Source organism: Phenylobacterium sp. (assembly GCF_036402295.1).
Taxonomy (GTDB): Bacteria; Pseudomonadota; Alphaproteobacteria; order Caulobacterales; family Caulobacteraceae; genus Phenylobacterium.
Map to the genome: position 1 here is coordinate 1 of NZ_DASWTE010000410.1, position 16,568 is coordinate 16,568.

The following is a 16,568-nucleotide window of genomic DNA, read 5'->3' on the forward strand; positions in this document are numbered from 1 at the left end:
GGGACATAGGAGGTCTTGGAGAGCTCCTTCTCCAGGAGCTTCGCCGCCTCGGGCTTGAAGAACAGCTTGGATTCGAAGTCGAGGCCCGGCGACAGGCCCATGTAGGCGTGCGCCGGGCGGGCGTAGCAGTAGATGCAGCCGTGCTCGCAGCCGCGGTAGGGGTTGATCGAGGCCGAGAAGCCGACGTCGGGGCTCTCGTTACGCGTGATGATCACCCGCGCCTTCTCGGCCGTGACGGTGGTCTCGAGCTGCGCCGGCTCAGGATCCTCGACCGTCCAGCCGTCGTCGAACGCCTCGCGCTGCTGGGCCTCGTAGCGGCCGCTGGCGTTGGAGCGAGCGCCGCGGCCGCGCACCGCGTTGGGGATCTGGGAGGTGAAGCCGCTGGACACTTCGTCATCCTAGTGTTTCAAGTGGAACAAAACAAGAACCCTTGACCTCCTCGGGGGAAGCAAGGTCTGAAGCCTCATGCTCTCCGTGATCATCGACGCCCGCGCCGACGCCGAACGCCTGCCGGCGCTACTTGCCCAGCTCACCGCCGGCGCGGTGGACGGGCTGGTGCGGCAGGTGCTGATCGTGGCGGCGGACGGGCAGGCGGGGATCGACGACCTCTGCGAGGAGACCGGAGCGGACGCGCGGCCCACCATCGAGGCGGCGGCGAGCGTGGCGCGGTCCGATCAGCTGCTCATCCTGCCGGCCGACTTCCGCCTGCGCGACGGCTGGATCGGGTCGCTGGAGGGCCACTTCGCGCGCGGCGGCGGCCCCGCGGTGGTCGCGGGGCTGATGGAAGGCGGCCTCTTCAGCCGCCGGCCGTTCGGGGTGTTAGTCGAACGCGGCCGTCTGGAGGGTCGCCGTGGAGCCGATCTCCAGCGGCTGCGGCGCGATCTGGGGCTGCGGGCTCGGCGGGTCGGGTAGGTCGAGGCGGGCGTCCACGCGGCGCGCGCCGCCGGCCAGGGCGTCGAGCGTCCTGGTCTCCTCGCCGAAGATGCGCTTGTACGTCCAGTACGAGGTCATGACCTTCTCGACGTAGTTGCGCGTCTCCAGCGCCGGCAGGCACTCGATCATCAGGAGCGGATCCTCGTCGCCCACCTTCTGAACGGTGTTCAGCACCGCGCCGGGGCCGGCGTTGTAGGCGGCCACCATCTTGAGCAGGTCGGCGCCCACACCGCGGTCCATCAGGTAGGTGAGATAGTCCTGGCCGACCCGCAGGTTCACCGCCGGGTTGAACAGGGTGCGCGGCTTGCGGACATAGGTCTTGTCGCCGGTCGCCAGCGTGGCCGACGACGGCATCAGCTGCATCAGGCCCATGGCGCCCACGGGCGAGACGGCCATCGGGTTGAAGGCGCTCTCCTGGCGGACGATCGCATAGACCAGCGCACGGTCCATGGTGAAGCCGTCCTTCGGCTCCAGCGGCGGCGTCTGGTACTCGCCAAGCGTCAGGTAGGTGGGCTTCTGGGCCCCATAGCCGGCCGACGGGCCGAGTTCGGAGAGCAGCGCCATCCAGGCCTTGCGCTCGTCGGTGTTGCGGGCCAGGGCCAGGCCGGCGCGCAGCTCCTGGCGCGCCTCTTCCAGCCGGCCGATCTGGGCCAGGGCGGAGGCGCGATGCGTGCGCGGGTCGTGCAGGATGGTGCGCGGCGCCTTTGCCTCGGGCGGACGGTAGGACGCCAGGGTGAGCTGGCCGGTCGGGGCCTGGGCGATGCGCGCCAGCGCCACCTGACGCTCGGCGATCATGCCGTAGAAGGTGTGCGGGGTGGCCGCCGCCATGCGCAGGAAGCCGTGCGCGGTGGGCGTGTCGCCCATGGCCGAGGCGGCGCGGGCGGCCCAATAGGCGCCGGCGGCGCGCAGCCACGGGTCCTCGTCTTGGTCGCGGGCGACCTGGGCGAAGTAGTCCTGGGCGCTGCTGTAGTCCTGCAAGCGCCAGGCGGCGAGGCCGGCGATCCAGCGCTCGCCGACGCCAACGGCCAGCTTGAAGGCGGTGCGGGCGTCACCCGAATAGAAGGCCTCGCGGGCCGGGAAGGTGATCTCGCTGCGGGCGGTGTCGACCAGCGCCACTTCCGGCGTCGGCAGCGGCAGCGCGTCAGCCGGTTTGCGCTTGTTGGCCAGCGAGAAGATGCGGTCGGCCAGCGGCAGGTCGCGGAACTTGCCCAGCCACGAGGCCAGTTCCTCGAAGGTCGCCTTGTGGGCCGTCGGGTGCATGAGGGCGCGGAACGACAGATAGCCGTCCAGCGAACGGTCCTGGGCCTCGGCCGCCTGGATCTGCGCGCCGACGAAATCCCCCTGGTCCACGGACTGGAAGGCGGCCGCATAGGCGCGGGCATCGTCATCGGAGAGGGCCTTCGGCGCATCGGCCACCGCGGAGGTGGCCAATGATGCGGCGGCGACGAGGGACAATACCCCGACGCGCAGGCGCTGTTCGAGCGTCATGCCGTCATATCCGCGCACCAAGACTAACGCGAGGTTGAGCGCGGCCCCTTTTTTCTCGAGTCCCCTGCTGCAAAAGCTAGGCCGGGGGCTTCGAGGGATCAAGCGGCGGATTGAAGCTTGACCGCCCGTTATCCCCAGCCGCCTGTGCCATTTCGGGCCAGGTCAGTCGGGCCGGCCCGGGCGGTCCAGGCGCTCGGTAAGGGTCAGCAGGTCCTGCCAGGCGCGCTTCTTGGCGCCCGGCTGGCGCAGCAGGAAGGCGGGATGCAGGGTCGGCATGGCCGGCAGTTCCATCGCGCCATCGGCCGATTTCCACTCGAGCCAGCGGCCGCGCAGCGACAAAATGCCTTCCTCGCGCTTGAGCAGGGCCTTGGCCGACGCGCCGCCGGCCAGCAGCAGCATCCTGGGCTGCACCAGGGCGATGATCCGCTCCAGGAACGGCGCGCAGACGGCCTGTTCGGCGGGCGAGGGCGTGCGGTTGCCGGGCGGCCGCCAGAAGACGGTGTTGGTGATCAAAACCCGGTTATCGAGGCCCGCGGCGGCCAACATGCGGTCCAGCAGCTTGCCGGCGCGGCCCACGAAGGGCTCGCCGCGTGCGTCCTCATCGGCGCCGGGGCCTTCGCCGATGACCACCAGCGGCGCCTTCGGGTCGCCCCGGAACACCACGGCCTTGGTCGCCGCGCCCTCGTAGCGCAGCGAACAGCCCTCGAAGGCGGCGATCGCGGCGACCAGGGCGTCCAGGTCCTGGGCGGCGGCCGCGGCGGCCTGCGCCTGGGCGACAGCGGCCGACACGTCCGGCTGCGGCGTTCCCACCCGTCCGACCGGGGCGGCCGCCACCACGACCGGCGCCGCCGGGCGCACCGGCGGCAGCACCTTGCCGGCCTCGATCCGGTCGACCGCTTCGTCCAGCAGCATGGCGTCGACGCCCGCGTCGGCCCAGAAGGCCAGCAGGCTCTCGGCCAAGGCGGCGTTGGACGGTTCGGCGGCCGCCGACATTGCGGTGTTCACTCCGGGTTCAGGCTGGTTCACTCTTGGCTTGAAGCGGCGGGCTTGTCAGCCCGCAACCTCGACGGGGAGGGCGATGAAGGCGCTGATCGGTATCGTTGCCGCGCTGGCGGTCGCCATGCCCGCCGCCGCGCAGCCGGCGCGCGAACACCTGGACCTGGTGGCCAGCCTGGGCGGCGAATACCTGGGCCCGCAGGCCGACTACGTGCAGGGGGTGGGCGAGCGGATGGCGCAGGCCGCCGGCATGCGCCGCCGCTGCGTCTTCACGGTGCTGAACTCCGAGGTCGTGAACGCCTTCACCGCGCCGCCGGGCTGCTACGTCTACATCACCCGCGGCCTGCTCTCGATCATGAACTCCGAGGCCGAGCTGGCCGGCGTGCTGGGCCATGAGCTGGGCCACGTCGCGGCGCAGCACGCGCGCCGCCAGGAGCAGGCCGAGCAGATCACGGGCCTGGCTGCGGCCCTCGTGGGCGCCGCCACCAAGTCGGGCGCCGCCGGCAAGCTCGCCGGCCGCATCGGCAAGCTGGGCACGCTGGGCTACTCGCGCAGCCAGGAGTACGAGGCCGACCAGCTGGCGCTGGGCTACATGCCGCTGGCCGGCTACGCGCCCGAGGGACTGACGCGCGTGCTGGGCGACCTGCAGCGCGAGGACGAATTCAACGCGCGGACCAGCGGCCGGTCCGACGCCGGCGGCACGCCCGTGTGGGCCCGGACCCATCCCCTGACCACGGACCGCATCCAGCGCGTCGAGGCCCAGGTGGCCAAGACGTCGCTCGCCGAGGGGCTGGGGCTGGAGGAGGAGCCCTACCTCACGGCCATCAACGGGCTGCCCTACAGCGACGACCCGGCCCAGGGCTTCGTCCGCGGCGGCTCGTACGTGCATCCGGCGCTGGGCATCCGCTTCGACGCCCCCCGCGGCTTCGCCCTCACCAACGAGGCCGAGGCCGTCAAGATCGTCGGACCCGGCGGGACCCTGGCCGAGTTCACCGGCGGTCGGGCCACGGCCCGCCAGCTCGACCGCTTCGCCCACCAGTCGCTGATGCGGGTGATCCAGCAGGGCCGCCACGAGCTGGACCCTGCCGAGCGGACCGTCATCAACGGCCTGGACGTCGTCATACTGCCGGCCCGCGCCTTCTCGGGCGGGCGGCCGGTCGACCTGGTCTCGGTGGCCTATTCGCTGGGCGGGGAGGAGGCCTACAGCTTCATCGCCATGACGCCGGCCGGCCAGGCCGCCACCTTCGATGCGATGTTCAACTCCTTCCGCCGCCTGTCGGACCGCGAGCGCCGGACATTCGGCGGCAAGCGCATCGCCATCACCACGGTGAAGTCCGGCGACACCTCCGAGTCCCTGGCCGCCCTTATGCCGCCCGAACGCGACCGGCTGGCCCGCTTCGAGATGCTGAACGGCCTGCAGCCGGGCGAGCAGCCGCGGCCAGGCTCCAGGGTCAAGGTTGTGGTCGACGGGCGACGCTGAGGAACCCTTGTTCGCCGGCCTTGCCTTCGCGCTTGACCGCCGCTGTGTGACATTCCGATAAGACCCCGGAAGCGAGGACGTTTGAGCGGTCGGTCGGGGCCGCCGGCGCGAGCAGAGGCAAGGGGACGACGATGAGCGAAGCCATCCAACGGGAAGCGATGGAGTACGACGTCGTCATCGTGGGCGCCGGACCCTCGGGCCTGGCCGCGGCGATCCGCCTGAAGCAGCTCAACCCCGACATCACGGTGGCGGTCCTGGAGAAGGGCGCCGAAGTGGGCGCGCACATCCTGTCGGGCGCCGTGATCGACCCCAAGGGCCTCACCGAGTTGCTGCCCAACTGGAAGGAACTGGGTGCGCCCCTGGAGACGCCGGTCACCAAGGACGAATTCATCCTGCTGGGGCCGCAGGGCAGCCTGTCGCTGCCGATCTGGTTGATGCCGCCCTTCATGAATAACCACGGCAACTACATCGCCTCCCTCGGCAACGTGTGCCGCTGGTTGGCCGGCCAGGCGGAAGCGCTTGGCGTCGAGATCTATCCCGGCATGGCCGCCTCGGCCCCGGTGTTCGAGGGCGATACCCTGGTCGGCGTCGTGGCCGGTGAGTTCGGCCTGGGCAAGGACGGTCTGCCCGGACCCAGCTACGAGCCCGGCATGGAGCTGCGCGGCAAGTACGTCTTCATCGGCGAGGGCGTGCGTGGCTCGCTCGCCAAGGTGCTGCGCAAGAAGTACGACCTCGGCAAGGACGCCGACGTCGAGAAGTACGGTATCGGCATCAAGGAGCTGTGGCAGGTGCCGGACGCGGTGTTCAAGCCCGGCCTCGCCACCCACACGACAGGCTGGCCCCTCGACGACAAGTCGGGCGGCGGCAGCTTCATGTACCACTTCGGCGACAACCTGGTGGCCATCGGCTACGTCGTCCACCTTGGCTACAAGAACCCCTGGCTGTCGCCCTTCGACGAGTTCCAGCGGTGGAAGCATCACCCCGAGGTGGCGAAGTACCTCGAAGGCGGCAAGCGCATCGCCTATGGCGCGCGCGCCATCAGCGAGGGCGGGCTGCAGTCGATCCCGAAGCTGTACTTCCCCGGTGGCGTGCTGCTGGGCGACAGCGCGGGCTTCGTGAACGTGCCCCGGATCAAGGGCAGCCACGCGGCGATCAAGTCGGGGATGATGGCCGCCGAGGCCGCCTTCGAGGCCATCCAGGCCGGACGCCAGGGCGACGAGCTCACCGCCTACGCGCAGGCCTTCGACCGCTCGTGGCTGAAAAAGGAGCTGCACGTCGTCCGCAACGCCAAGCCGATCCTGTCGAAGTTCGGCACCCGGGTCGGCGGCTTCCTCGACATGCTCGACATGTGGAGCACCTACCTGCTGGGCGGCTTCTCGTTCTTCGGCACGATGAAGCACGGCAAGAGCGACGCCGAGGCGACGGGCGCCGCCAAGGACTACCAGCCGATCGTCTATCCGAAGCCGGACGGCGTGCTTTCCTTCGACAAGCTCTCCAGCGTCTTCCTGTCGTCGACCAACCACGACGAGAGCCAGCCGGCGCACCTGAAGCTGCGTGACGCCTCGGTGCCGATCGGCGTGAACCTGCCGAAGTATGGTGAGCCGGCGCGGCTCTACTGCCCGGCCGGTGTCTACGAGGTGCTGTACGACGACAAGGGCGAGAACCCGAAGTTCCAGATCAACTTCCAGAACTGCGTCCACTGCAAGACCTGCGACATCAAGGACCCGTCGCAGAACATCGACTGGACGACGCCCCAGGGTGGAGACGGACCGAACTATCCGAACATGTAAGGCCGCAACGCCTTATTAGCGGCGGGATTCCAGGCTGTGACGACGCGGCGCTTGCGGCCGCGCCGCGCCACGCCCAGAGTTTGATCATGCGTCGTTCCCTGCTCGCCTTCGCCGCCCCGCTCGTCCTCCTGGGCGGCTGCGCCACCACCGAGACCGCCGAAGGGCCGCTGTCGATCCCGCCCGCGGCGGCCGACAGCGCCTATGGCATGTTCCTCGCCGGCAACGCGGCCCTCACCGAGGGGCGCAACGGCGAGGCCGCCCGCTTCCTCGAGATGGCGCGCAGCCAGAGCGGCGAGGACCCGGCGGTGACCGAGCGCGCCTTCACGGCGGCGCTGATGGCGGGCGAGATCGAGAAGGCCGCGCTGCTGGCGCCCGACGGTCCGACGGCGTCCGAGCCCGGCAAGCGGCTGGGCCGGCTGACGAAGGTCGTGGCCGCCCTGGCCGACGGTAAGGGCAAGCTCGCCAAGACCGAGCTGGGCACCGACGGCATCGGCTTCCCGCACCGTAGCGCCGCGGCCCTGCTGGCGCCCTGGGTGGCCGCCGCGGCCGGCGACGCCGAGGGCGCGGTGGTGCGTCCCAGCCTGCGCGGCGACGGCGGCGTGGACTACTTCGGCCAGATCGGCCAGGCGCACCTCTTCGAGCGCGCCAAGCGCTACGACGAGGCCGAGACCGACTTCAAGGCGGTGACGTCGGGCGACAGCCCCAGCGAGATCGCGGTCCTGGCCTACGGCGGCTTCCTCGAGCGGCGCGGCCGCAAGCCCGAAGCCGTGGCCCTCTACGACGCCTCCCTCAAGCGCAATCCCTCCAACCTCAGCGTGAAGTCGGCGCGCGCCCGCGCGGCGGCCGGCAAGTCGGCGCCCGCCGCTCCGTCGATCAAGGAAGGCGCCGCGTTCGCGCTGCTCGCGCCCGCCGCGACCATGATCAGCGCCAAGCAGGAACCCACCGGGCTCGCCTACCTGCGCCTGTCGCTGCGCCTGGATCCCAACCGCAACGACGCCTGGCTGATGCTTGGCGACATCCTGCAAAGCCGCGACGACGTCGAGGGCGCACGGCTGGCCTATTCGAAGCCCAAGCCCAACTCGGCCGAGTTCCCGGCCGCCCAGGCCAAGCTGGCCTGGAGCTACCAGAGCGCCGGCGACAAGGAGGGCGCGCTGAAGCTCGCCCGTGCTGCGGCCGCGACCGGCGACCCCGACGGACGGCTGACGCTTTCGGACCTGCTCCGCGCCAACGAGACCTACGAGGAAGCGATCCAGATCCTCACGACCCTGATCGCGGAGTCGAAGTCGCCCGATTGGGCGCTCTACTACGCCCGCGGCCAGGCCTACGAGCGCAGCGACCGCTGGAAGGAAGCCGAGGTCGACCTGGTCCAGGCGCTGAAGCTGCGTCCCGACGAGGCCGAGATCCTGAACTACCTGGGCTACGCCTGGATCGACCGCGGCGAGCGGCTGCAGGAGGCCCTGGGCATGGTCGAGAAGGCCGTCGCCTCCAACCCGCGATCGGGCGCCATCGTCGACAGCCTCGGCTGGGCCCACTACCGCCTCGGCGACTACAAGAAGGCGGTCGAGATCCTCGAGCAGGCGGTCGAACTGGAAGCCGGCGACCCCGAGATCAACAACCACCTGGGCGACGCCTACTGGATGGTGGGGCGCAAGGACGAGGCGGGCTTCCAATGGCGTCGCGTGCTGACCCTCAAGCCTGAGGACGACATCAAGGCCGACGTCGAGAAGAAGCTGGCCGGCGGCCTGGGTCCGACGCCGAAGCTCGCCGGGCAGTAGGCCGTGGCCGAGGCGCTGGCGCCGGCCAAGGTCAACCTGTTCCTCCACGTCGGCGCACCCGCGCCCGACGGCTACCACCCGGTCTGCAGCCTGATGGCGTTCGCCGACTTCGGCGACCGCGTGTCGGTAAGGCCGGGGGAGGGCAGCCTGGCCGTCCGTGGCCCCTTCGCGAGCGGCCTGGGCGCAGAGCAGGACAACCTGATCTTCCGCGCCGTGCGCGCATTCGTGGCCGAGCTGGGCCGGGAGATGGGCGAGCTCGCCTTCACGCTGGAGAAGAACCTGCCGGTGGCCAGCGGCCTGGGCGGCGGCTCGTCGGACGCTGGGGCGGCGCTGCGTCTCATCCGCGACGTCTTCGCGCCAGGGTTCGACGACGCCCGGCTTGAGCGGGTGGCGGCCAGCCTGGGGGCCGACGGCGCGGCGTGCCTCTGGGCCCGGCCGGTGATCGCCGAGGGCCGGGGCGAACGGCTCAGCGCTGCGCCGGGGCTGCCGGCCGTCGACGCCGTGCTGGTGAATCCGCGTGTCCCGGTCTCCACGCCCGCCGTCTACCGCGCCCTCGACGCCTCGGGCGCGTTCGGTGACGTGGCGCGCCCCGTCATGCCCGACGCCTTCGAGAGTCCGGAGGAGCTGGCTGGCTGGCTGGCCACCCAGTCGAACGACCTGGAGCGAGCCGCGGTGGCCGTGGCGCCCGAGGTGGGCGCCGTGCTCGACACCCTGCGCGACGAGCCCGAGGCGCTGCTGGCCCGCGTCTCCGGCTCGGGCGGCACGTGTTTCGCGCTCTGCGCCAACGATATCGCCGCCGAGACCCTGGCCGAGCGCGTCGAGGCCATGGCCCCGGGCTGGTGGGTGCAGCGCTGCCGTCTCGGCGGGCCCTGGAACTAATCCGCAAACGAAAACGGGGGCCCCGAAGGACCCCCGTCTCCACCGTTGGACGCCCAGCCGGGGCCGGGCGTCCGTCTCTCCCCCGAGAGCTCTTACGCGTGGTAGGCGCGTTCACCGTGCTCGACGATGTCGAGGCCTTCCTCTTCAGCTTCCGGCGAGGACCGCAGGCCGAGGGTGAACTTGATAATGAAGAAGACGATCGAGCTGGCGACCGCCGACCAGGTGATGGCCAGCAGCACGGCCTTGACCTGGGCCATGATCTGGAAGCCCGCGTCGTAGCCGACGCTGCCGTTCGTGAAGTCCACGACGCCCGCGCCGCCCAGGGCCGGGTTGACGAGAATGCCGGTGCCGATGGCGCCGACGATGCCGCCCACCGCGTGGATGCCGAAAGCGTCCAGGCTGTCGTCGTACTTCAGCGCGTTCTTCACGGCCGAGCAGAAGATCACGCAGATCGGCGAGACCAGCAGGCCCAGCACGATCGACCCGACCGGGCCGGCGAAGCCCGCCGCGGGCGTCACCGCCACGAGGCCAGCCACGAGACCCGAGGCCAGGCCCAGCATCGAGGCCTTCTTACGCGTCACCCACTCGGTCACGGCCCACGAGAAGCCGGCCGCCGCGGTGGCGAGCAGGGTGTTGATCATGGCGAGACCCGCGTAGCCGTTGGCTTCGAGATTCGAGCCGGCGTTGAAGCCGAACCAGCCCACCCACAGCAGGCCCGCGCCGACGAGGGTCAGCGTCAGCGAGTGCGGCGGCATCGGCTCGGAGCGGTAGCCCTTGCGCGGCCCCAGGACCAGGGCGCCGACCAGGGCTGCCACGCCTGCGTTGATGTGCACCACGGTGCCGCCCGCGAAGTCGAGCGCGCCGAAGGCCCAGATCTGGCCCGCGCCGCCGGCGAGGGCGTCAGCGGTCTGACCGAAGGCCGAGGTCGCGCCGGCCCACCACCAGGTCATGTGCGCCATCGGGTAGTACGACAGCAGCGGCCACAGGACCGCGAAGACCACGACGGCCGCGAACTTCATGCGCTCGGCCACGCCGCCCAGCACGAGGGCGGCGGTGATGCAGGCGAAGGTCATCTGGAAGCAGACGAACACCACCTCGGGGATCACCACGTCCTTCGAGAAGGTCTCGACGTTCGTGAAGGCCCCTTCGGCGTTCAGCACCGCCCCGTTCAGCCAGAGCTTGCTGACGCCGCCGACGAACTTGTTGAGCCCGCCGCCGTCCGTGAAGGCCAGGCTGTAGCCCCAGAAGGCCCAGGCCATCATGCCGATCACGGTGACGATCGACACCTGCATCAGCATGCTGAGCATGTTCTTCTGGCGGACGAGGCCGCCGTAGAAGAGCGCCAGGCCGGGCAGGATCATCAGGAGGACCAGGACGGTCGAGGTAAGCATCCAGGTGGTGTCGCCCTTGTCCGGCGTGGGCGCTGGAGCCGCGGCGGCGGGGGCCGCCTCAGGCGCGGGCGCAGCCGCGGCAGGGGCCGCATCTTCCGTAGGCGCAGCGGCTTCCGGCGCAGCGGCTTCCGGCGCAGCGGCGGCAGGGGCTGCGGCTGGAGCCGCCGCCTCCTGGGCGAAGGCCGTCGACGCCAGCGGCGCCCCGGCCACGGCGGCGGCGAGCATCAGCCCGGCCAGCCGCGTCTTTCCAAAGAATTTCATGAGCATAATCCCCTTGATGCCCTAGAGCGCCGCGGCGCCGGTTTCGCCCGTGCGGATGCGCACGGCTTCCGCCACGTCGAGGACGAAGATCTTCCCGTCGCCGATCTTGCCGGTGGCGGCCGCGGCCTTGATGGCCTCGACGGCCTTGCCCGCCGCCGCGTCGTCGACGACGGCCTCGAGCTTCACCTTGGGCAGGAAGTTGATCTGGTATTCCGCCCCCCGATAGATCTCGGTCTGGCCCTTCTGCCGGCCATATCCCTTGACCTCCGAGACCGTCAGACCCTCCACGCCGGCCGCCACGAGCGCTTCGCGCACGTCGTCCAGCTTGAACGGTTTGACGATCGCCATGATGAGTTTCATCAGCTCGCTCTCCGCGTCCGGCCCTGTGGGCGGGCCAACCCCTCTCGTTCGTCGATGACCGCCGCCTTGCTTGTTTTGAATCCCCGCGGCGGCGGTCGGCCCGAACGCTATGTCGCGCGGCCGCGGGCGCTGGCTTGGCAGGATGACGCATTGGTGAAGTCGCCGCCGTCCGCCCAATTCCTGGGCGCCGATCGTCGCTGGCGCCTGCGATTTGGGCGGAAATCCGCCCCGGGAGGGTGCGAACCGTTCTTGACGTGCCGACAAGTCGTCGTAAATCCGGCGCTTTCGACGCCTAGTCCCGTGCATCCGCGGGACGGGAACCCGCTGTTATCCCTCGCGTACTCACATCCGCGGTTCTTCCGCCGCCAGAGCCACAAGGAACCTCTATGTCGACGACCCGCTTTCTCCTCGCCGCCGCCGTCGCCGTGGCCGCCCTCAGCGCGGCGCCGCTCGCCGCCTCGGCCCAGACCCCGGCCGCGACGATGCCCGCGCCGGCCGCCGCCAAGCCCGTCGCCGTCCAGGGCGACCTGCTCGACACCCTGAAGCTCTCGGGCCAGTTCACGACCTTCGTGGGTGGTGTCGACGCCACGAACCTCGCTGGCCTCCTCAAGACCAACAAGAACCTCACGGTCTTCGCCCCGACCGACGCGGCGTTCGCGGCTCTGCCGGCGGACCAGCTGGCCAAGTTGAAGTCCGACAAGACGGCGATGCAGAAGTTCGTTCTGCACCACGTCATCAACGCGCCGGTCGACTCCGCGAAGATCAAGGGCGCCAAGGGCCCGATCCCCTCGGGCGCGGGCGACACCATCCTCCTCGATGGCTCGGACGAGGGCGGCAAGATGATGGTCGACGGCGCGACGATCGTGCAGGCCGACCTCAGGACCGGCAGCGGCCTGCTGCACGTGGTCGACAAGCCGCTGATCGCCGGCCAGGGCAATGTGGACCCGCCCGCCGCCGCCGCGCCGTCAGCCGACGCCTCGGCGACCGCCCCGGCAAAATAGGCTGCTGCGGGAACTAACCCGAGCCTGAGCCGTAAAGCGTCGGCACATCGAGTTGGGGCGCGTGAACGCGCAACGATTCAGGAGTTCTGACGATGAAGCTCATCCACCTCGTTACCGCCACGGCCGCCGTCGCCCTCCTGGGCGGCGCGGCCTACGCGCAACAACCTCAGCCCCAGAAGGGGCCGACCCCCGGTTCGGTGACCGGGGACTGGAACGGCGCGCACTCGCCGCCGGACGACAAGCAGTACCAGGAGAAGGTGAAGGTGCCGATCGGCGAGGCCCCGCCGGCTGACACCACCGCCGCTGCGCCGCCGGCCACTGAGCCTGCGCCGCCGGCTGAAGACACCTCGGCGATCGCCAGCACCACGCCTTCGACCGACGTCACGGCCCCTGCGGCCACGACCGCCGCGTCGAACGTGAGCGTCACCACCATGACGGTCACCAACGGGCCGGTGCCGGACACGCCGGAGAACCGCGCGAAGTACGGCGCGCCCCTGTCGCGGGCGGGCAAGATGACCGCCGCGCGGGGCAACTAAGCGGGCTCTAGACGCCCCTAGAATTCCTGCCGAACGGCGGGTTGAAGCAAAGGTCGGCGGGCCCTATGGTCCGCCGACTTTTTTTGCGCCTGCGAACAAGCCCCATCCTGATGCCCGACAAGCCGCTATCGTTTCAGGGCCTGATCCTGAAATTGCACGACTATTGGAGCCGTCAGGGCTGCGCCATCCTGCAGCCCTACGACGTCGAGGTCGGCGCGGGCACGCTGTCGCCCATGACGGTGCTGCGCACCCTGGGCCCCAAGCCCTGGAAGGTGGCCTACGTCCAGCCCTCGCGGCGCCCCGCTGACGGCCGCTATGGCGAGAACCCCAACCGGCTGCACCAGCACCACCAGTACCAGGTGATCCTGAAGCCCAATCCCGAGAACCTGCAGGAGCTCTACCTGGGCTGCCTGGAGGCGATCGGCATCGACCCCAAGGTCCACGACATCCGCTTCGTCGAGGACGATTGGGAAAACCCCACCGTCGGCGCCTGGGGCCTGGGCTGGGAAGTCTGGTGCGACGGGATGGAGATCACCCAGTACACCTACTTCCAGCAGGTGGGCGGCCTGGACGTGTTCCCGGTGGCGGGCGAGCTCACCATCGGCCTCGAGCGGCTGAGCCTGTACCTGCAGGACAGGGACAACGTCTACGACCTCGCCTTCAACGACGAGTTCACCTACGGCGACATCTACCTCGCCAACGAGCAGCAGTTCTCCGCCTTCGAGCTGGAGGCGGCCGACGTCGCCACGTGCAAGCGCCAGTTCGAGGACATGGAGCGTGAGGTGCCGCGCATCCTCTCGCAGAAGGGCCGTCAAGGTCAGCCGCTGGCGCTGCCGGCCTACGACCACGTGCTGAAGGCCAGCCACCTGTTCAACATCATGGACGCCCGCGGCGCGATCGCCGTGGCCGAGCGCCAGAGCTACATCGGCCGCATCCGCGACCTCTGTAAGATGTGCGCCGAGGCCTGGGTCGAGAGCCAGGGCGGCAACGCCCAGGTGGGCAAGGACCAGCCCGGCAAAGTGGCGGAAGAAGTCTAGTCCATGCCCCAGCTTCTGCTCGAACTGCTCTCCGAAGAGATTCCCGCGCGCATGCAGGCGAACGCCGCGCGCGACCTCGAACGCATGGCGCGCGAGCGCTTGGCCGCCGAGGGCCTGATCCCCGAGGCGCTGAAGACCTTTGCGGGCTCGCGTCGCCTGACCCTGGTCGCCGAGGGGCTGCCCGAGGCGCAGAAGGACCGCCACGAAGAGATCAAGGGCCCGCGCGTGGGCGCCCCCGAACAGGCGCTGGACGGCTTCCTGCGCAAGAACGACCTTCAGAAGTCCGACCTCACCGAAAAGGACGGCGTCTGGTTCGCCACCCTGCACCGCAAGGGCCGTCCGACGCCGGAGATCGTCGCCGAGATGGTCGAGGCCGTCGTCCGCGAGTTCCCGTGGCCGAAGTCGATGGTCTCCGGCGTGAGCAAGCTGCGCTGGGTGCGCCCGCTGCGCCGTATCCTCTGCGTCTTCGACGGCGAGGTGGTTCCGTTCCACATCGAAGGCATCCCCAGCGGCGACACCACCCAGGGCCACCGCTTCATGGGCTCGGGCCAGTCGTTCAAGACGAAGGACTTCGACGCCTACGCCGAGAAGCTCGAGAAGCACTTCGTCGTCCTCGACCCGCAGGAGCGGAAGGACCGCATCGTCGACGCCGCCCGCACCCTCTGCTTCGCCCGCAACCTCGAGCTCGTCGAGGACCCGGGCCTCCTGGAGGAAGTGGCCGGCCTCGTCGAATGGCCCGCGCCCGTGCTGGGCGACATGGACCCAGCGTTCCTCGACCTGCCGCCCGAGGTGATCCGCACCTCGATGCGCGTCCACCAGCGCTACTTCGCGGTCCGCGACCCGAAGACCGGTAAGCTCGCGCCGCACTTCATCACCGTGGCCAACATCGAGGCCACGGACGGCGGCAAGACCATCGCCAGGGGCAACGCCAAGGTGCTGACCGCGCGCCTGGCCGACGCGCGCTTCTTCTGGAACGAGGACCGCAAGGTCCGCCTGGAAGATCGGCTGGAGAAGCTGAAGGGCGTCACCTTCCACGCCAAGCTGGGCGCCATGTACGAGCGGGTCGAGCGGCTGGAGATGCTGGCCGGCGCGCTGGCGCCCAGGGTCGGCGCCGACGTCGCCAAGGCCGTCCAGGCTGCGCGCCTCGCGAAGGCCGACCTGGGCACGGGCGTGGTCGGCGAGTTCCCGGAGCTGCAGGGGATCATGGGCGGCTACTATGCGACGGGCGAGGGGCTCTCGCCGCTGGTCGCCGAGGCCATCCGCGACCACTACAAGCCCGCCGGCGCCAACGACGAGGTCCCGGACCGCCCGGTGACCATGGCCGTGGCGCTGGCCGACAAGCTCGACACGCTGACCGCCTTCTTCGCGATCAACGAGAAGCCTACCGGATCGCGCGACCCGTTCGCCCTGCGCCGCGCCGCGCTCGGCGTGATCCGCATAGTGCTGGCCTCCGAGCTGCGCGTGCCCCTGCGCGAAGCCGTCGCCGCCTGGTACCGGGCGCTGCGCTGCTACGTCGACCCGGGCCGGGCGCTGTGGGTCTCGACGCCGAAGCTGGTGGCGCACCTGGGCGCCGCGGGCCGCGCCAAGAGCCGCGAGTTCGAGGCCTATCTGCGCGAGTTCGACGAGGCGCTGCTGGACGGCAAGCCGCAGGTCGTGGCCATGGCGCGCGAGGTCGACCTCGTGTTCGACCGCCTCGAGCGCGAGAAGCCGGCCGGCGAGGTGCTGTTCGAGTTCAGGCCCTACGACGAGGTCGCCGCCGACATCGTGGCCTTCTTCGCCGACCGCCTGGAAGTGTGGCTGCGCGAGCGCGGCCAGCGCCACGACCTGGTGGCCGCGGTCTTCGCGCTCGGCGACGACGACCTTGTCCGCGTGGTGGCCCGGGTCAACGCGCTGGACGCCTTCCTCAAGACCGAAGACGGGGCCAACCTGCTGGCCGGCTACAAGCGCGCCGTGAACATCCTGAAGGCCGAGGAGAAGAAGGGCCCGCTGCCCGTTGGCGCGCCGGTCCGCATGCCCGCCTCGCCGCCCGAGGAGCTGGCGCTGATCGCCGCCGTCGGCGACCTGGACGCCCGGCTGGACGCGGCCCTCGACGCCGAGGACTTCGCCGGCGCCATGCGCGCGCTGTCTGCGCTCCGCGGTCCGGTCGACGCCTTCTTCGACAAGGTGTTAGTGAATTCCGAGGTAGCCGAGGAACGCGAGAACCGCCTCCGCCTGCTGGCGAAGGTCAAGGACGCCATGGGACAAGTGGCCGATTTCTCTCAGGTTACGGGCTAGAAGAGGTGGTGACGACGATGGCCGAGACGCTGGTGAAGACGCGTTGGGTCTATGCCTTCGGCGGCGGCTCCGCGGATGGCGACGCCTCGATGAAGAACCTGCTGGGCGGCAAAGGCGCCAACCTGGCGGAGATGTCGGCGCTGGGCCTGCCCGTGCCGCCCGGCTTCACGATCACCACCGAGGCCTGCAACCACTACTACGACAACGACAAGACCTACCCGTCGAACCTGAAGGAACAGGTGCTCGAGGGGCTGAAGAAGGTCGAGCAGATCACCGGCAAGCAGTTCGGCGACGCCGCCAACCCGCTGCTGGTCTCCGTGCGCTCGGGCGCGCGGGCCTCGATGCCGGGGATGATGGACACGGTCCT

The 16,568-nt window shown here is 70.2% G+C and carries 14 protein-coding genes and 1 pseudogene; 10 read left to right on the forward strand and 5 right to left on the reverse strand.

Annotation, left to right across the window (positions count from 1 at the left end; genetic code table 11):
• Positions 1–389: pseudogene (locus VGD44_RS23830) on the reverse strand (radical SAM protein); the annotation flags it as partial.
• A 76-nt stretch (positions 390–465) separates the two neighbouring features.
• On the opposite strand from VGD44_RS23830, the gene VGD44_RS23835 reads away from it, so the two are divergent.
• Entirely contained in the window at positions 466–912 is a 447-nt protein-coding gene (locus VGD44_RS23835; RefSeq protein ID WP_331090875.1) for a cell wall biosynthesis glycosyltransferase, read from the forward strand.
• Here the strand turns inward: VGD44_RS23835 and VGD44_RS23840 are convergent.
• Entirely contained in the window at positions 820–2,421 is a 1,602-nt protein-coding gene (locus VGD44_RS23840; RefSeq protein WP_331090876.1) for a lytic transglycosylase domain-containing protein, read from the reverse strand. The genes VGD44_RS23835 and VGD44_RS23840 overlap by 93 nt on opposite strands.
• 162 nt (positions 2,422–2,583) lie before the next feature.
• On the reverse strand, positions 2,584–3,414 hold the full coding sequence (locus VGD44_RS23845) for a uracil-DNA glycosylase (RefSeq protein ID WP_331090877.1): 831 nt from the start codon (positions 3,412–3,414) through the stop codon (positions 2,584–2,586).
• 85 nt (positions 3,415–3,499) lie between these two features.
• Here VGD44_RS23845 and VGD44_RS23850 point away from each other — a divergent pair, with 85 nt between their 5' ends.
• The 4 genes from VGD44_RS23850 (at position 3,500) to VGD44_RS23865 (ending at position 9,341) form a co-directional block, all read left to right on the forward strand.
• Positions 3,500–4,897 (forward strand): M48 family metalloprotease, encoded by a 1,398-nt coding sequence (locus VGD44_RS23850; protein ID WP_331090878.1) that lies wholly within the window; start codon positions 3,500–3,502, stop codon positions 4,895–4,897.
• Positions 4,898–5,028: 131 nt separating this feature from the next.
• The gene (locus VGD44_RS23855) at positions 5,029–6,687 is read left to right on the forward strand and encodes an electron transfer flavoprotein-ubiquinone oxidoreductase (protein ID WP_331090879.1); all 1,659 of its coding nucleotides are present in this window, start codon (positions 5,029–5,031) and stop codon (positions 6,685–6,687) included.
• An 86-nt stretch (positions 6,688–6,773) separates the two neighbouring features.
• Complete coding sequence (locus tag VGD44_RS23860) at positions 6,774–8,462, forward strand: tetratricopeptide repeat protein (protein ID WP_331090880.1); 1,689 nt, start codon at positions 6,774–6,776, stop codon at positions 8,460–8,462.
• Between the two features lie 3 nt (positions 8,463–8,465).
• Positions 8,466–9,341 carry a 4-(cytidine 5'-diphospho)-2-C-methyl-D-erythritol kinase gene (locus VGD44_RS23865; RefSeq protein ID WP_331090881.1) on the forward strand — a complete coding sequence of 292 codons (876 nt, stop codon included), beginning with the start codon at positions 8,466–8,468 and terminating at the stop codon, positions 9,339–9,341.
• Between the two features lie 92 nt (positions 9,342–9,433).
• Here the strand turns inward: VGD44_RS23865 and VGD44_RS23870 are convergent, their stop codons facing one another.
• Both VGD44_RS23870 and VGD44_RS23875 read right to left on the reverse strand, forming a co-directional pair.
• Entirely contained in the window at positions 9,434–10,993 is a 1,560-nt protein-coding gene (locus VGD44_RS23870) for an ammonium transporter (RefSeq protein ID WP_331090882.1), read from the reverse strand.
• Positions 10,994–11,014: 21 nt separating this feature from the next.
• Positions 11,015–11,353: a P-II family nitrogen regulator gene (locus VGD44_RS23875; RefSeq protein WP_012521919.1), complete on the reverse strand. Its 339-nt coding sequence runs from the start codon at positions 11,351–11,353 to the stop codon at positions 11,015–11,017.
• A 386-nt stretch (positions 11,354–11,739) separates the two neighbouring features.
• On the opposite strand from VGD44_RS23875, the gene VGD44_RS23880 reads away from it, so the two are divergent.
• From VGD44_RS23880 to VGD44_RS23900, 5 genes are all read left to right on the forward strand, one after another.
• Entirely contained in the window at positions 11,740–12,354 is a 615-nt protein-coding gene (locus VGD44_RS23880; RefSeq protein WP_331090883.1) for a fasciclin domain-containing protein, read from the forward strand.
• 92 nt (positions 12,355–12,446) lie between these two features.
• Positions 12,447–12,890 carry a hypothetical protein gene (locus tag VGD44_RS23885; protein ID WP_331090884.1) on the forward strand — a complete coding sequence of 148 codons (444 nt, stop codon included), beginning with the start codon at positions 12,447–12,449 and terminating at the stop codon, positions 12,888–12,890.
• Between the two features lie 110 nt (positions 12,891–13,000).
• Positions 13,001–13,927, forward strand: coding sequence for a glycine--tRNA ligase subunit alpha (locus tag VGD44_RS23890; RefSeq protein ID WP_331090885.1), 927 nt, complete (start codon positions 13,001–13,003; stop codon positions 13,925–13,927).
• A 3-nt stretch (positions 13,928–13,930) separates the two neighbouring features.
• The gene (glyS, locus tag VGD44_RS23895; protein WP_331090886.1) at positions 13,931–16,201 is read left to right on the forward strand and encodes a glycine--tRNA ligase subunit beta; all 2,271 of its coding nucleotides are present in this window, start codon (positions 13,931–13,933) and stop codon (positions 16,199–16,201) included.
• A gap of 17 nt (positions 16,202–16,218) precedes the next feature.
• On the forward strand, positions 16,219–16,568 hold a 350-nt coding region (locus tag VGD44_RS23900), incomplete at its 3' end, for a PEP/pyruvate-binding domain-containing protein (protein WP_331090887.1).

Excerpts from the sequence above, each read along its gene's own strand:
- VGD44_RS23835 (WP_331090875.1), top strand. The coding sequence starts at position 466 with ATGCTCTCCGTGATCATCGACGCCCGCGCCGACGCCGAACGCCTGCCG.
- VGD44_RS23840 (WP_331090876.1), bottom strand. The coding sequence starts at position 2,421 with ATGACGCTCGAACAGCGCCTGCGCGTCGGGGTATTGTCCCTCGTCGCC.
- VGD44_RS23845 (WP_331090877.1), bottom strand. The coding sequence starts at position 3,414 with ATGTCGGCGGCCGCCGAACCGTCCAACGCCGCCTTGGCCGAGAGCCTG.
- VGD44_RS23850 (WP_331090878.1), top strand. The coding sequence starts at position 3,500 with ATGAAGGCGCTGATCGGTATCGTTGCCGCGCTGGCGGTCGCCATGCCC.
- VGD44_RS23855 (WP_331090879.1), top strand. The coding sequence starts at position 5,029 with ATGAGCGAAGCCATCCAACGGGAAGCGATGGAGTACGACGTCGTCATC.
- VGD44_RS23860 (WP_331090880.1), top strand. The coding sequence starts at position 6,774 with ATGCGTCGTTCCCTGCTCGCCTTCGCCGCCCCGCTCGTCCTCCTGGGC.
- VGD44_RS23870 (WP_331090882.1), bottom strand. The coding sequence starts at position 10,993 with ATGAAATTCTTTGGAAAGACGCGGCTGGCCGGGCTGATGCTCGCCGCC.
- VGD44_RS23875 (WP_012521919.1), bottom strand. The coding sequence starts at position 11,353 with ATGAAACTCATCATGGCGATCGTCAAACCGTTCAAGCTGGACGACGTG.
- VGD44_RS23880 (WP_331090883.1), top strand. The coding sequence starts at position 11,740 with ATGTCGACGACCCGCTTTCTCCTCGCCGCCGCCGTCGCCGTGGCCGCC.
- VGD44_RS23885 (WP_331090884.1), top strand. The coding sequence starts at position 12,447 with ATGAAGCTCATCCACCTCGTTACCGCCACGGCCGCCGTCGCCCTCCTG.
- VGD44_RS23890 (WP_331090885.1), top strand. The coding sequence starts at position 13,001 with ATGCCCGACAAGCCGCTATCGTTTCAGGGCCTGATCCTGAAATTGCAC.
- glyS (WP_331090886.1), top strand. The coding sequence starts at position 13,931 with ATGCCCCAGCTTCTGCTCGAACTGCTCTCCGAAGAGATTCCCGCGCGC.